Source organism: Bradyrhizobium sp. USDA 3397, from assembly GCF_054060965.1.
The window spans coordinates 5,845,248-5,859,379 of record NZ_JBSSDS010000001.1; the positions used below are offsets into that span (position 1 = coordinate 5,845,248).

Sequence of the window (14,132 nt, forward strand, 5' to 3'; positions counted from 1 at the left end):
ATGTTCGGCAATCTCGATTTCGATGTCATCCGCCGCGCGCTGCCCTATCTGTTCTACGAGGGCATGACGTTTACCCTGACGCTGACCTTCCTCGCAGCTCTCGGCGGTCTCGTCTTCGGCACGGCGCTCGCCCTGATGCGCCTGTCCGGATTCAAGATTCTGGGCCGCATCGCCGGCATCTATGTCGACTTCATGCGCTCGCTGCCACTGGTGTTGGTGATCTTCTGGTTCTACTTCCTGGTGCCCTATATCGGGCAGTGGGTGACAGGCGCCTCGCGTCCGATCAGCGTCGGCGCGTTCACGTCCTCGCTCGTCACTTTCATCATGTTCGAGGCGGCGTATTTCTCCGAGATCATGCGCGCCGGCATCCAGTCGATCTCGCGCGGCCAGCCGGCCGCGGCGAGTGCGCTGGGGCTGACCTACGCCCAGACCATGCGCTACGTCGTGCTGCCGCAGGCCTTCCGCAACATGCTGCCGGTGCTGATCACGCAAACCATCGTGCTGTTCCAGGACACCTCGCTGGTCTACGTCCTGTCGATCACCGACTTCCTGGGCGCGGCGAGCAAGGTGGCGCAGCGTGACGGCCGCCTGGTCGAAATGTATCTGTTCGCCGCCGTGGTCTACTTCACCATCTCCTGTATCGCGTCCTACGGCGTCCGCCGCCTCCAGGCGCGCATCGCCATCATTCGCTAGGGCTCCCCGCTCATGATCGAAATCAGCCACGTCAACAAATGGTACAGCCCCACCTTCCAGGTGCTGACCGACTGCACCACCAATGTCACCAAGGGCGAGGTGGTCGTGGTCTGCGGCCCCTCCGGCTCGGGCAAGTCGACGCTGATCAAATGCGTCAACGCGCTGGAGCCGTTCCAGAGCGGCGACATCCTGGTCGACGGCATCAAGGTGAACGATCCCAAGACCAACCTGCCGAAGCTGCGTTCGCGCGTCGGCATGGTGTTCCAGCACTTCGAGCTGTTTCCTCACCTGAAGATCATCGACAATCTCTGTCTCGCGCAGGAGAAGGTGCTCGACCGGTCGCGCGACAAGGCGATGGCGAAAGGCATGCAGCTGCTGGAGCGCGTGGGCCTCAAGGAACAGGCGCAAAAGTATCCCGCGAATCTGTCCGGCGGCCAGCAGCAGCGCGTTGCGATCGCCCGTGCGCTCGCCATGGATCCGATCGTCATGCTGTTCGACGAGCCGACCTCGGCGCTCGATCCGGAAATGGTCAGTGAGGTGCTCGACGTCATGGTGGACCTCGCTCATGAGGGCATGACCATGATGGTTGTCACCCACGAGATGGGCTTTGCCCGCAAAGTGGCCAATCGCGTGATCTTCATGGACCGTGGCGAGATCGTCGAGGACGCGGCGAAGGAAGACTTCTTCGGCAAGCCCCGCAGCGACCGCGCACAGAAGTTCTTGTCGAAGATTTTGTCGCATTAACCGGTCGTCATCCCGGGGCGCGCATAGCGCGAGCCCGGGATCCATCATGCGGCAGTACCGCGGTGAGATGGATTCCGGGCTCATTCGCCTTGCGAATGCCCCGTAATGACGGATCGTGGGTTTATCGAGCCCGCCAAATCTCCTATACCCGTGGCCAAATCCCTTCCCCTCCCAGGAGACCTGCCTTGGACTCGATCGCCTACGTCAACGGCTCATTCGTCCCGCTCTCGGAAGCCAAGATCTCGGTGCTCGATCGCGGCTTCCTGTTCGCCGACGGCATCTACGAGGTCTCGGCCGTGCTCGACGGCAAACTGGTCGACAATGCTTCGCATCTGGCGCGGCTGGAGCGGTCCGTCGGCGAGATCAGGTTGAAGCTGCCGGAGACCATCGAGCGCATCACCGAGCTGCAGAAGGAGCTGATCGCCCGCAACAAGCTCGTGAACGGCCTCGTCTATCTCCAGGTGACGCGCGGCGCCGACAAGGGGCGCGACTTCCCGTTTCCCAAGGCCGACGTCAAGTCGAGCCTGGTGATGTTCACGTCCGAGAAGGACATCATCAACGCCGCGGTGGCCAAGACCGGCATCAATGTCATCACGGTGCCCGACATCCGCTGGGAGCGCCGGGACATCAAGAGCGTGGCGCTGCTGGCGCAGGTGCTGGCAAAGCAGGCCGCGGCGGAAGCCGGCGCCGGCGAAGCCTGGATGCTGCAGGATGGCTATGTGACGGAAGGCGGCTCGTCCACGGCGTTCATCCTGACCAAGGACGACGTCATCGTCACCCGCCAGAACTCCAACGCGATCCTGCCCGGCTGCACCCGCAAGGCCGTGATTGCGCTTGCCGAGGAGCGCCAGCTGCGCGTCGAGGAACGCTCCTTCACGGTCGCCGAAGCGCTCGCCGCCAAGGAAGCGTTCATCACCAGCGCATCCTCGTTCGTGCAGCCAGTGGTCGCCATCGACGGCAAGACGATCGGCGACGGCAAGCCCGGCCCGATGGCGACGCGCCTGCGCGAGATCTACGTGGACTTCGCCAAGGCGACGGCGGTCTGAGCCACACACTCGGCTGCCGTAGGGTGGGCAAAGCGAAGCGTGCCCACCTTTTCTTGAGTTCATGGAGAGATGGTGGGCACGGCGCAAGTGCGCCTTTGCCCACCCTACAATACTGCGCCCGAGGCGGCGCTGTAGCCTACGCCACCGACGCCTTCACCTTCACCGGATGCACGGCGCGGAACGCGATCGCGATCCTGTTCCAGGCATTGATGGCACCGATCAGCATGGTCAGGTTCACCGTCTCCTCCTCGGAGAACTGCGCGCGAACCTGTTCGTAAGTCTCGTCGGGCGCGTGCGTCTCGGCGATCAGCGTCACCGCTTCGGTCCAGGCCAGCGCGGCGCGCTCGCGGTCGGAATAGAGCGGGGATTCGCGCCAGGCGTTGAGCAGGTAGATGCGCTGCTCGGTCTCGCCGCGCTTGCGGGCGTCCTCGGTGTGCATGTTGATGCAGAAGGCGCAGCCGTTGATCTGCGAGGCCCGGATCTTGACCAGCTCGATCAGCGATTTCTCAAGGCCCGTCGACTGGATCTGCTGCTCAAGCGCCATCAGCGCTTTGATCGTATCGGGCGCGGCCTGGTAGTAGTTCATGCGGGGCTTCATGGTCGTTCTCCTTTTCTTTGGTTGGGTTAGTGGGCTCCGCCGGCCGAGACTTGGCCGGGCTTCTTCAGAAAGAATACGGCGACGAGGGCAACGATCAGCGCCATGCCGAGCAAGTAGAACGTGTCGCTGAAGGCGAAGATGAAGGCCTGCTTCTGTACGGTATGGCCGATCGCGACATAGGCGCGATGCGCGGCGTCCGCACGGTCGAGAACGCCGTGATTGACGAAATATTGCGTGAGCTGCTCGAGCCGCGTGCGCGTGGCCTCCTCGAAAACAGAGACCGACTGCATCAGCACGTTGGAGTGATATTGCTCGCGCTTGGACAGCACGGTTTGCAAAAGCGCGATGCCGACGGCGCCGCCGAGATTGCGCATCATGTTGAACAGGCCGGAGGCCGAGCCCGCATTCTCCGCTTCGATGCCTGCCGTCGCCACCGCCGACAACGGCGCCATCACCAGCGCCTGGCCGATGGCGCGCACGACATTGGGCCACAGCAGCTGGTCGGCGGCATAGTCGTTGGTCATGTAAATGTTCATGAAATTTGATGCTGCGAACAGAACGAAGCCGACGCCGATGATGATCCGCGCATCGAACTTCTGCATCAGGCGCGGCACCAGCGGGATCAGCACGAGTTGCGGCAGCCCGGTCCAGGCCAGCACCATGCCGATCTGCTCGGCATTGTAGCCCTGGATGCGTGACAGATATTGCGGCAGGATGAACACGGAGCCGTAGAGTGCAATGCCGAGCAGGAAGTTCGCGAGCATGCCGAAGCCGAAGTTGCGACGCACGAGCAGACGCAGATTGAGCAGCGGCTTCTTCACCGTGAGCTCGATGATCAGGAATGCCGTCAGCGCAACAGCGGCGATGATCGAGAGCTTGACGATGAACGGCGAGCCGAACCAGTCGTCCTTGTTGCCTTCCTCCAGCACGGTCTGGAGCGCGGACAGGCCGATCGCCATGGTGATGATGCCGGCCCAGTCGCCCTCGCGAAGCAGCGCCAGCTTCATCGGCTTGGGCTCGAGCGCGTACCAGAGCATGCCGACCATGATCGCGCCGGGCACCAGGTTGACGTAGAAGATGTATTGCCAGCCGAAATTCTCGGTGAGATAGCCGCCGATGGTCGGGCCGATCGCCGGCGCGAAAGTCGCCGACAGCGCGAACAGCGCAAGGCCGACCGGCTGCTTGGCGCGCGGCAGCAGCATGATGATCAGCGTGAAGGCCATCGGGATCAGCACGCCGCCGGTGAAGCCCTGGATGGCGCGCAGCACGATCATCTGCGACAGATCCTGCGCCAGCGCGCAGGCCGCGGACAGAATCAGGAACAGGATCGCGTTGGTGAGCAGGTAGATGCGGATCGAGAACACCTGCGCCAGCCAGCCCGACAGCGGGATGACCACGATCTCGGCGATCAAATAGGAGGTCGAGATCCAGCCGCCGTCGTCGATGCCGGCGCCGATCGCGCCCTGGATGTCCGCGAGCGAGGCGTTGACGATCTGGATGTTCAGAACTGCCATGAAGGCGCCGAGCGTGGCGCCGATCACCGCGATCCAGGTTTTTGTCGACACCGTGGGCGCGAGGGGGGCAGCGGGGGCGGGGAGGCCGGCAGCGGCGTCGACCGTCGGTTGGAGCGTGCTCATGGTTTCAACCGCCATTCGCGCGGGACGTACTGCCGGCGAGACGCTTGGCCGTCTCCCGCTCGGCCAGCACCGCCTGTTTGGTGTCGACGGTCGGCACCGCGGACATGCCGGGCCGCAGCAAGCCGGTGAGGCTGTGGTCGTCGAGGACGATCTTCACCGGAACGCGCTGCACGATCTTGGTGAAGTTGCCGGTGGCGTTGTCGGGCGGCAGCAGTGCGAATTCGAGCCCGCTCGCCGGCGACAGGCTGTCGACATGGCCGCGCAGGGTGGTGTTGCGGAAGCTGTCGACGTGCAACTCGACCGGCTGGCCCGGCCGCACATGCGTGAGCTGGGTCTCCTTGAAATTGGCGACGACGTAGACGGCGTCGAGCGGCACCACCGCCATCAATTGCGTGCCGGCCTGCACGTATTGGCCGACACGCAAGCTGCGGGCGCCGACCGTGCCGTCCACCGGCGCGGTGATCTCGGTATAGGACAGGTTCAGCGCCGCCTGCTGCGCGACCGGCCGGGCGCGTTCGAGCTGGGCGGTGGCCTGAGCGCGCTGGGTGGTGAGCACGTCGACCTTGCGCTGCGCGGCGACGAGGCCGGACTTGGCATGCTGCAATTGTGCGCTGCTGGCGCGCAGCGCCGCGTCGGTCTGCTGCGCGCGCTGGATCGTGCCGGAGCCCGACTTCATGAGGTCGTCGTAGCGGGCGCGCTCCTCCTGCGCGAATTTCAGATTGGCTTCTGCAGCTGCGACGTCGGCGGTGCTCTGTTCGATGATCGGCTGCTGCAGTTCGAGCTGGGCGTCGATGTTGCGGACCGAGGCTTCGCCGGCAGCGACGTCGGCTTTCGCCTGGTCGAGCGCCGCCTTGAAATCGCGGTCGTCGATCTTGGCCAGCAGCTGGCCCGCCCGAACCTTCTCATTGTCCCCGACCAGCACCTTGGCGATGTAGCCAGAGACCTTCGGCGCAACGATCGTGGAGTCCGCCTTCACATAGGCGTCGTCGGTGGATTCGAGGTAGCGGCCGTTGGCCCAGTAATCGTGTCCGTAGTAGCCCATGGTCGCAGTGGTTGCGAGCAGTGCGAGCACCAAGGCCGCCCGCCGGACCCTGTTCCGGGCCGGCGTAGCGGGCGGCGCCTTGGCGTAATCGCGCGTGATTTCAGCGGCTTGCTGGAAGGTCTCGGTGCGGGGCATTTCGGACATCGCAGTCTCCTGTCGGCTCGCTGAGACTATCGGTCTTGCTGGCCCGGATGATAATCGGCTAGATTCTGGAAGGATTATCCATTCAGGGTGGATAATCTGAGCAGTCACCCCTGTTCGTGATGTCTACCGGGTCAGGCGCGCGGCTACGCCAGCGCGATTGCCGCGCGATTGCTGCTGAGGCGCACATCCCAGTGCAAGGAAAGCCATGGATCGATTGACCAGCCTCGAAGTGTTCAGCCGGGTGGTCGAGACCGGCGGCTTCTCCGCAGCAGCCCGCAAGCTCAACATGTCGACTACCATGGTGAGCAATCACGTGCAGGCATTGGAAGACCGGCTCGGGGTGCGGCTGCTTCACCGCACCACGCGCAAGGTCAATCTGACCGAGATCGGGAAGGCCTATTACGACCGCTGCGTCCAGATTCTCGCCGACATCGAACAGGCCGACGACATCGCGAGCGAATTGCAGTCGGTGCCGCGCGGCACGCTGCGCATTCACGTCGCCACGCACATGGTGCCGTTCGTCGCGCCGATTGCGGCCAAACTGCTGTCGACCCATCCGGAGCTCAAGATCGATCTGCGCATGGGCGAGGCCGAGGTCGACCTCATCGAGGAAGGCTATGACGTTGCCCTGCGCATGACACAGCCACCGGATTCAAGCCTGATCGTGCGGAGCCTTGCCACCTGGCGCCACGTGCTGTGTTGCTCCCACGATTACATCGAGAAGCACGGCCGGGTGCAAAAGCTCGACGAACTCGCCGGGCACAATTGTGGTCGGCACTTGAACTATCCGTTCGGCGACGAATGGCGCTTCCTCGATCGCAAGGGCACGCCGGCCTCGGTGCGCGTCTCCGGCAGCTTCGTCACCAATAGCGGAGAAGCGCTGCGCAAGGTCGCGCTGGAGGGCGCCGCGATCTGCCTGATGGCGGGGTTCCTCATTCAGGATGATCTCGAAGCCGGCCGCCTCGTGCGCCTGTTGCCGGAATATCGGACGGTCGAGCTCTCCATGAACGCGGTCTATCCGCATCGTCATCATCTGTCGGCGAAGGTGAGGACCTTCATCGACCTGCTCGTGCACCACAGCGCCGAGCAGCAGAAGCTGATCAACCCGTATTCATGAGACCGTTCACCGGCGGCTCCACGTGCGGCAGAAAGCGTGTTGACATCGCCGAGTTGTCTGCAACAATACAACCTGAGATATGAATGATGTATTTGGGACCGAGGCAATCGGTTCGATCCTTTTTGATACGACGTTTCGTCCAGGCCAGCTTTCTAGCTTCTCCTCTTCCATCTGTTGCTCTTCCATGTTTGACGGATCGACGGGCGGCAAGCCGGTCAACGTTCTCTTGCGTGAGAGCTTCGCAAGGGATCGGCGGCAACATCCCTGTGATGGAGCTGGATGGCTTGGTCTGGCCCGACTGCCGCTCTAGGGAGGCTTCGATGACCATTGCCAGAACAGGATGGATTGCGACTTTGCTGCTCGGCCTCGTGATGGCGAGTGGCGTGCAGCCTTCTCCTGCTGCGGCCGACGATGCGTGGCCAGTCAAGAACAAGCTGATCGGCAAGGACGGAGGCAAGTCGAAGGATGTCAGCGGCATCGCCTGCACGACCGCTGATGGGTTTCCCCGTTCGTGCCTCGTTATCGACGACAATCTCCAGGGCGCTCAATTCATCGAATTGACCGACGGCAAGCTCGTCGCCGGCAGCCCCGTGAAGTTGATCGACAACACGTTCAATGGCAAGGCGCTCGAACTTGATGGCGAGGGCATCGCCTTCTCCAAACGGCAGTATTACGTCATCGGCTCGCATGGCCATCCGCGGGACAAGGACCACAAGCTCGACCCCAAGAAAGATGCCGATAAGATTCGAGCGAGGATTGCCGCAAGCAGCCAGATCGTTCGGTTCCGCACGACGGGGGCAGATGGCAATGCGTCGGGCATCGAGCGTACGGGACAATTGCGAGAGGTCATCGCGGCCGAACCTGCACTTCTCGAGTTCATGGATATCAGGCTGGAGAAGAACGGCTTGACCATCGAGGGCGTGGCGATCAAGGACGATCGGACGTTGCTCGCGGGATTCCGGGGGCCCGTCTTGAACGACAATCGCGCCGTCGTCCTGTCGGTAGAGATAGACGCGCTGTTCGGTGATCGAAAAAGCACGACTCACCGGCTGTTCCGACTTCCGCTCGGTGACAACAGGGGTGTACGCGATCTCGCCGCGTTCGGCGATCGCATCCTCATCCTGGCCGGTCCTGGTGCGGACGTGCCGGGAGCCTACGCAATATATTCTTGGGACGGAGCGTCCGAGACCGTACGGCTATTGAAGGAACTTCCGTTCGATCCAAAGCGAAAGCCGGAGGGACTACTGCCGTTGGGCGCGACTTCCGCCGGACTGCGCGTCCTGATCGTATTCGACAGCGATAAGGAAGGTACGCCCACCCCCATCGAAATACCACGATGAACGGGATCGGACCTCCCCTCGCCTTGTCCGGCCGGCCGAACGAACGAGGCGCCACCTTCGATCATTTCCGGAGGGAGTCCGTCAGCGAGCCGGTGGCGGCAAGCGCCCGAACGCAGCCTCGAGCGCCATGCCGATCGCGAGCAGGCGGGAATCGCTACGAGCGGGGCCATCGAACTCAAGCCCGATCGGCAATCTGCTGCTGGCACCGAGCGCGATCGGGATCTGGATGCCGGGAATCCCGGCATTGCTGCCGGGGTCCGTGTTCTGAATGAACAGGCCGAAATTCTCGAGGCTGCTGGACTCCGGATTGGAGGGAATGGCGACGCGCGGCGTGGTCGGGAAGGCGATCGCATCGAGCCGGTTGTCGGCAAAGCTCCTGGCGTACAGCGCCTGCAGCGCGGGGCGCGCAATCTCTATCGCGGCGTCGTAGATCGGCTTGGCGTCGACCAGGGTGCCGTCGGGACCAGGCAGCTTGCGCGGGATCACCAAGCCGTCATAGGTGCCCTTCACATCGGCGCTGGCGATCTGCTCCGCCAGTGCCGCGATGGAGAGGCCGGTGCCGGTGTGCCTGAGATAGGCGACCAGATCGTCATAGGCCTCGTACAGCGCGACGGGAAAGCTGACTTGGGCGTCGAGCTCTGCCAGTTGCGGCATCTCGATCTCGACGACCGTGACGCCTTGCACCTTCATTTTCGCGACGGCTTCCTGGAACGCGGCCTCGGTGTCGGCATCGAGATTGGCTAGCATCGATCTCGCGAGGCCGACTCGGACCTGAGTCAGATCCGCCGGCGCAAGCGCATCGCCACCGGCGATGACGCGGTCGAGCAGCGCGACATCTGCCATGGTTGCAGCCATCGGGCCTGCGGTATCGCGGGTGTGCGAGATCGGCGCGATGCCGTCTTGCGGGTAGCGACCGACGGTCGGGCGCAGCGAGGCGCATCCGTTCAGGGCGGCAGGCACCCGCACCGATCCGCCGGTGTCCGTGCCGAGCCCGCCGGCGACGATCCGCGCGCCGATCGCCGCGCCCGTGCCTGACGAGGAGCCGCCGGCGATCAATGTGCGATCATAGGCGTTGCGCACGCCATACTCGGCGCCGGTCTTGAACGCGGTGTTGTAGCCGGAGATACCGAAGGCGAGCTCGTGCATGCTGGTCTTGCCGATGATGACCGCTCCGGCATCGCGCAGCTTTGTCACGACAGGCGCGTCGGCCTTCGGAATGTAATCCTTCAGCGCCGGTGTGCCGGCGCTGCAGGGCAGTCCCGCGACCTCGATATTGTCCTTGATCACGATAGGTACGCCGCCGAGCGGCTTTGTCTTGTCGCCTGCCGCGTCGAACGCGGCCGCGGCCTTCAAGGCGCCAGCTTCGTCCAGGGTGACAAAGGCATTGAGTTCGGCGTTGGCCTTGGCGCGGGCCAGGGCTTCCCGGGTGAGTGCGGTGCTCGTGAATGTCCCGGCGGCGAGGCCGGCCGCGGCCTCGGTCAGTGTCAACTGGTCGAAATCCATGATGCATCACCCGATTGCAGGAGGCCATCAGAGCGCCCCTTAAGGAGCAGAGGCTGAAGCGTCCGCGGCGCCGCGTCAACCGGTGGCGAGCATCCTTGCCGGCGATGGCGTGTCCAGTTCGGCGAGTAGCCGCTCGACGTCGGCCTTCACCTTCACAACCGCGATGTCCTTCACCGGGCCATAGCCGCGGATATCCATCGGGCCTTTGGCGATCGCCACGAGATTTGGCAGATGCGCCGCATCGAGCTCGCCCAGCATCCGCTCGATCAGGCCTTCATACCAGGCGATCAGTTCACGCTCGGCGCGCCGTTCCGCGGTGTAGCCGAACGGATCGAACGGCGTGCCACGCAGTGCTTTCAAGCGCGCAAGCATGGCCAGAGGCACCTGAATCCACTGGCCGAAGGCGCGTTTGCGCGGACGTCCCCGTGCATCGCGCCGCGACTTCAGGAAAGGCGGGGCGAGGTGGTACTGGATGCTGAAGCCGTCCTCGAACTCGCGCTTCAATTCGTCGAGGAAGCCGCTTCGCATGTGCAGCCGCGCCACCTCGTACTCGTCCTTGTAGGCCATCAGCTTGAACAGGCCGCGAGCGACCGCCTCGGTCAGCGCCTCACTGTTCAGCTTGGCCTCGGCATTGCGGACCTTTCCGACCATCGCCCGGTAGCGCGCCGCGTAGGCGTCGTTCTGATAGGCCGTGAGGAACTCGGCGCGCCGGGCAATGATCTGGTCGAGCGTCTCGGCTTCAGGTGGCTTGTCCGAGGTCGGCAGAAAATCCGGATCGGCAACGGCGATCCGGCCCCAGGCAAAGGCCTGCTTGTTGCGCTCGACCGCGACGCCGTTGAGCTCGATCGCGCGGAGCAGCGCCTGTAATGAAACAGGGATGAGACCGCGCTGCCAGGCAAAGCCCAGCATGATGATGTTGGCGTAGACGGCATCGCCGAGCAGGCGCTCGGCCAGCGCATTGGCATTGACCGTGTCGAGATTGTGCTCGCCGATGACCTGACCGATCGCGCGCAGGCGGCTTGGCGCAGCGAGATCGGCGTCGCGGAAGCGGACCACGTCGCCGGTCGGCATTTCCGCGGTATTGACGGCGGCACGGGTGCCGCGGCGATATGTGCCTGAGGCTTTGGGCGAGGCGCTGACGACGAGGTCGCAGCCGATCAGCGCATCGGCCGCGCCCTGGTCGATGCGAACCTGGTGCAGCGCCTCGGGGCTCGCGGCCAGGCGAATGTAGCTCAGCACAGGCCCGAATTTCTGCGCAAAGCCGGTGAAGTCGAGCACCGAAACGCCGCGGCGTTCCAGATGCGCGGCCATGCCGATCAGCGCGCCGACGGTGATCACGCCGGTGCCGCCGACGCCGGTCACCAAGAGATCGTAGGGCCGCTCGAGCGTTGCGGGGGCGGGCAGGGGTAGCGTGGCGGCGTGGCCGGCCGCATCGATCCGGCTCGCGCTCTTCTTCCGCCGCGTCGCGCCTTCTATCGTGACAAAGCTCGGGCAGAAGCCGTTGAGGCAGGAAAAATCCTTGTTGCAGGACGACAGATTGATCTGCCGCTTGCGGCCGAACGGCGTCTCCTTCGGCTCGACGCTGAGGCAATTGGATTCGACCGAGCAGTCGCCGCAGCCTTCGCAGACGAGGTCGTTGATGTAAGCGAAGCGCTTGGGATCGGCCATCTGCCCGCGCTTGCGCCGGCGCCGCTTCTCGGTGGCGCAGGTCTGCTGGTAGATCAGCACCGAGACGCCGGGAACCTCGCGCAGCTCGCGCTGCACGGCATCCATCTCCTCACGCGGATGGGTGGTCACGCCGGATGGCAGGTCGGCCGGCCTGAATTGCGCGGGATCGTCCGACACCAGGGCGATGCGCTCGACACCTTCGGCGCGGACGCTGTGGGCGATGGCATGGACGCTGACGGGCCCATCGACCGGCTGGCCGCCGGTCATGGCGACCGCGTCGTTGAACAGGATCTTGTAGGTGATGTTGGCCTTGGCCGCGATCGCCTGCCGGATCGCCATCGAGCCGGAATGGTAGTAGGTGCCTTCGCCGAGATTCTGGAACACGTGCTTGCGGCCGGTGAATCGCGATGAAGCAGCCCAGTTCACGCCCTCGCCGCCCATTTGGATCAGTGAGGAAGTCTCGCGGTCCATCCAGCTTGCCATGAAGTGACAGCCGATGCCGGCGAGCGCCTTCGATCCTTCCGGCACTTTGGTCGAGGTGTTGTGCGGACATCCCGAGCAGAAATAGGGCGTGCGGGTCGCGCCGCTGACATTGATCGTGCGCGCGGCCTCCGGCATCAGGGCGGCCGCGCGCGCGGCGAGATTGAGACCCGGAAACATCGGATCGAGCCGGCGCGCGAGCACGTTCGCGAGCGCGCGAGGCGACAATTCGCCGATCCAGGAGATCAGCCGTGCGCCGGTTTCGTCGTGCTTGCCGACCATGCGCTCGGGCTTGCTGCCGGGATAATCGTAAAAATATTCCTTGAACTGGCTCTCGATGATGCCGCGCTTCTCCTCGACCACCAGGATCTCGCGCTTGCCCTTCACGAACTCCATCGCGTCGTGCAGCGCCAGCGGCCAGACCATGCCGACCTTGTAGACGTCGATGCCGATGCGGCGACAGGCCGCTTCATCGAGGCCCATCAGCCGCAGCGCTTCCATCAGGTCGAGATGCGCCTTGCCGGTGGTGACGATGCCGTAGCTGGCGCTGGGGATATCGTAGATGTGGCGGTCGATCGGATTGGCCTTGGCGAAGGCGTAGACGGCGTGCTTCTTGGCTTCCAGCCGTTCCTCGATCTGCGGGCCCGGCAAATCGGGCCAGCGATAGTGCAGGCCGCCGGGCGGCGGCGTGAAATCGGGCGTGCGGAAGACGCGCGGCGGGCGCAGCGCGACGGATGCGCCTGATTCCACGATCTCGGAGATCGCCTTGAAGCCGACCCACATGCCGGAGAAGCGGCTCAGCGCGTAGCCATATTCGCCGAACGCCAGATATTCGCCGACGTCGCCCGGATGCAGCGTCGGCATGAACCAGCTCATGAAGGCGACGTCGGACTGGTGCGGCATCGAGGAGGAGACGCAGCCATGGTCGTCGCCGGCGACCACCAGCACGCCGCCATGCGGCGAGGAGCCATAGGCATTGCCGTGCTTGAGCGCATCGCCGGACCGATCGACGCCCGGGCCCTTGCCGTACCAGAGCCCGAATACGCCATCGACCTCGCGGTCGCCTTGCGTCTCGACCTGCTGCGATCCCAGCACCGCGGTCGCCGCGAGGTCCTCGTTCACGGCGGGGAGGAATTCGATGCGGTCCTGCTTGAGCCGCTGCTGGATGCGCCAGAGCTCGAGATCGATGCCACCGAGCGGCGAGCCGCGATAGCCGGAGATGAAGCCGGCGGTGTTGAGCCCGGCCGCACGGTCTCGTCGCGCCTGGTCGAGCGCGATGCGGACGATGGCCTGCGTGCCCGTGAGGAAGACGCGGCCCTCCTCGCGCTCGTAGCGATCGGAGAGCTCGTACGTGTCGAGTGACGGAATGGCGTCCATGGCGGACCTCGCGCGGCATCCTGCCCAGTGATGGAAGGTTATGCCTGGGTCGCCGGTAGGTCTTACCTATTTATCCCTTCTGCTATAGAAATTCGGTAGAATTTTGCATGCAGACGTCGAATCTGGTAGATCTGCTCGAACTGGAGCCTCCCATGATCGAAGAGCAGGACACCCGCATTCTTGCCCATCTCCAGCGAGATGGCCGCGCCACCAACCAGCAACTCGCCGACGAGGTCGGCATGTCCACCTCGGCCTGCTGGCGGCGGGTGCGAGCGCTGGAGGAGAGCGGCGTCATCCAGGGCTATGCGGCGCTGGTCGCGCGCGAACGGGCAGGCTTTGCGATGTCCGCCATCCTCCACGTCTCGCTGGAGCGGCACGATGCAAAGTTCGTCGATGAATTCGTGGCGAGGGTCACCAAACGCCGCGAGGTGCTGGAGTGTTTTGCGACCACCGGGGACGCCGATTATCACCTCCGCGTCGTCGTCCAGGACATCGCGGCCTACAACCGCTTCCTCGACGAGTTCATGTTCCGCATCCCCGGCATCCGTTACGTCCGTAGCAACGTGGTGCTGAAGGAGATCAAGACCAGCGTGGCGCTGCCGTTTTGAAGGAGGTGCTACGGCACCGCGATATCAACCTCCCGTAAATCATCACAGGCTGCAAACTGGTAGACGGAACATGCCATTCGTGGGCGGTTCGACCTCGCAGCGGTATTCCGGTCAGTTTTGTCGCGCTCGTTCGCA

At 64.1% G+C, this 14,132-nt stretch carries 12 protein-coding genes; 6 read left to right on the top strand and 6 right to left on the bottom strand.

The features are described from left to right. The 3 genes from ACVWYQ_RS27030 to ACVWYQ_RS27040 all read left to right on the top strand — a co-directional run bounded on the left by ACVWYQ_RS27030 (position 1) and on the right by ACVWYQ_RS27040 (position 2,483). Complete coding sequence (locus tag ACVWYQ_RS27030) at positions 1-693, top strand: amino acid ABC transporter permease (protein ID WP_128266201.1); 693 nt, start codon at positions 1-3, stop codon at positions 691-693. 12 nt (positions 694-705) lie between these two features. Then, positions 706-1,437 carry an amino acid ABC transporter ATP-binding protein gene (locus ACVWYQ_RS27035; protein ID WP_128266202.1) on the top strand — a complete coding sequence of 244 codons (732 nt, stop codon included), beginning with the start codon at positions 706-708 and terminating at the stop codon, positions 1,435-1,437. Positions 1,438-1,622: 185 nt separating this feature from the next. Beyond that, positions 1,623-2,483, top strand: coding sequence for a D-amino-acid transaminase (locus ACVWYQ_RS27040; RefSeq protein WP_456726555.1), 861 nt, complete (start codon positions 1,623-1,625; stop codon positions 2,481-2,483). Between the two features lie 136 nt (positions 2,484-2,619). Here ACVWYQ_RS27040 and ACVWYQ_RS27045 read toward each other — a convergent pair whose 3' ends face one another. The 3 genes from ACVWYQ_RS27045 to ACVWYQ_RS27055 are packed head-to-tail and all read right to left on the bottom strand — an operon-like array spanning position 2,620 to position 5,904. Further along, positions 2,620-3,081 (bottom strand): carboxymuconolactone decarboxylase family protein, encoded by a 462-nt coding sequence (locus ACVWYQ_RS27045; protein WP_404654746.1) that lies wholly within the window; start codon positions 3,079-3,081, stop codon positions 2,620-2,622. 26 nt (positions 3,082-3,107) lie between these two features. Continuing rightward, entirely contained in the window at positions 3,108-4,718 is a 1,611-nt protein-coding gene (locus ACVWYQ_RS27050; protein ID WP_271545916.1) for an MDR family MFS transporter, read from the bottom strand. Positions 4,719-4,722: 4 nt separating this feature from the next. Further along, positions 4,723-5,904, bottom strand: coding sequence for an HlyD family secretion protein (locus tag ACVWYQ_RS27055; RefSeq protein WP_456726556.1), 1,182 nt, complete (start codon positions 5,902-5,904; stop codon positions 4,723-4,725). A 205-nt stretch (positions 5,905-6,109) separates the two neighbouring features. Between ACVWYQ_RS27055 and ACVWYQ_RS27060 the strand changes: the two genes are divergently transcribed. Next, complete coding sequence (locus tag ACVWYQ_RS27060) at positions 6,110-7,021, top strand: LysR family transcriptional regulator (RefSeq protein ID WP_157283105.1); 912 nt, start codon at positions 6,110-6,112, stop codon at positions 7,019-7,021. Here the strand turns inward: ACVWYQ_RS27060 and ACVWYQ_RS27065 are convergent. Beyond that, the gene (locus tag ACVWYQ_RS27065; RefSeq protein ID WP_271545912.1) at positions 7,005-7,349 is read right to left on the bottom strand and encodes a hypothetical protein; all 345 of its coding nucleotides are present in this window, start codon (positions 7,347-7,349) and stop codon (positions 7,005-7,007) included. The genes ACVWYQ_RS27060 and ACVWYQ_RS27065 overlap by 17 nt on opposite strands. On the opposite strand from ACVWYQ_RS27065, the gene ACVWYQ_RS27070 reads away from it, so the two are divergent. After that, the gene (locus ACVWYQ_RS27070) at positions 7,342-8,361 is read left to right on the top strand and encodes a DUF3616 domain-containing protein (RefSeq protein WP_456726557.1); all 1,020 of its coding nucleotides are present in this window, start codon (positions 7,342-7,344) and stop codon (positions 8,359-8,361) included. The two genes, ACVWYQ_RS27065 and ACVWYQ_RS27070, sit on opposite strands and share 8 nt — an antisense overlap. Positions 8,362-8,442: 81 nt before the next feature. Here the strand turns inward: ACVWYQ_RS27070 and iaaH are convergent, their stop codons facing one another. Further along, complete coding sequence (iaaH, locus tag ACVWYQ_RS27075) at positions 8,443-9,864, bottom strand: indoleacetamide hydrolase (RefSeq protein WP_456726558.1); 1,422 nt, start codon at positions 9,862-9,864, stop codon at positions 8,443-8,445. Positions 9,865-9,939: 75 nt separating this feature from the next. After that, complete coding sequence (locus ACVWYQ_RS27080) at positions 9,940-13,389, bottom strand: indolepyruvate ferredoxin oxidoreductase family protein (protein ID WP_456726559.1); 3,450 nt, start codon at positions 13,387-13,389, stop codon at positions 9,940-9,942. 152 nt (positions 13,390-13,541) lie between these two features. Here ACVWYQ_RS27080 and ACVWYQ_RS27085 point away from each other — a divergent pair, with 152 nt between their 5' ends. Then, on the top strand, positions 13,542-13,997 hold the full coding sequence (locus ACVWYQ_RS27085) for an Lrp/AsnC family transcriptional regulator (protein WP_404545671.1): 456 nt from the start codon (positions 13,542-13,544) through the stop codon (positions 13,995-13,997). Positions 13,998-14,132: the final 135 nt, after the last annotated feature.

Bases quoted from the DNA above. Each gene is read 5' to 3' on its own strand.
- ACVWYQ_RS27030 (WP_128266201.1), top strand. From the start codon at position 1: ATGTTCGGCAATCTCGATTTCGATGTCATCCGCCGCGCGCTGCCCTAT.
- ACVWYQ_RS27035 (WP_128266202.1), top strand. From the start codon at position 706: ATGATCGAAATCAGCCACGTCAACAAATGGTACAGCCCCACCTTCCAG.
- ACVWYQ_RS27045 (WP_404654746.1), bottom strand. From the start codon at position 3,081: ATGAAGCCCCGCATGAACTACTACCAGGCCGCGCCCGATACGATCAAA.
- ACVWYQ_RS27050 (WP_271545916.1), bottom strand. From the start codon at position 4,718: ATGAGCACGCTCCAACCGACGGTCGACGCCGCTGCCGGCCTCCCCGCC.
- ACVWYQ_RS27055 (WP_456726556.1), bottom strand. From the start codon at position 5,904: ATGTCCGAAATGCCCCGCACCGAGACCTTCCAGCAAGCCGCTGAAATC.
- ACVWYQ_RS27060 (WP_157283105.1), top strand. From the start codon at position 6,110: ATGGATCGATTGACCAGCCTCGAAGTGTTCAGCCGGGTGGTCGAGACC.
- ACVWYQ_RS27070 (WP_456726557.1), top strand. From the start codon at position 7,342: ATGACCATTGCCAGAACAGGATGGATTGCGACTTTGCTGCTCGGCCTC.
- ACVWYQ_RS27065 (WP_271545912.1), bottom strand. From the start codon at position 7,349: ATGGTCATCGAAGCCTCCCTAGAGCGGCAGTCGGGCCAGACCAAGCCA.
- iaaH (WP_456726558.1), bottom strand. From the start codon at position 9,864: ATGGATTTCGACCAGTTGACACTGACCGAGGCCGCGGCCGGCCTCGCC.
- ACVWYQ_RS27080 (WP_456726559.1), bottom strand. From the start codon at position 13,389: ATGGACGCCATTCCGTCACTCGACACGTACGAGCTCTCCGATCGCTAC.
- ACVWYQ_RS27085 (WP_404545671.1), top strand. From the start codon at position 13,542: ATGATCGAAGAGCAGGACACCCGCATTCTTGCCCATCTCCAGCGAGAT.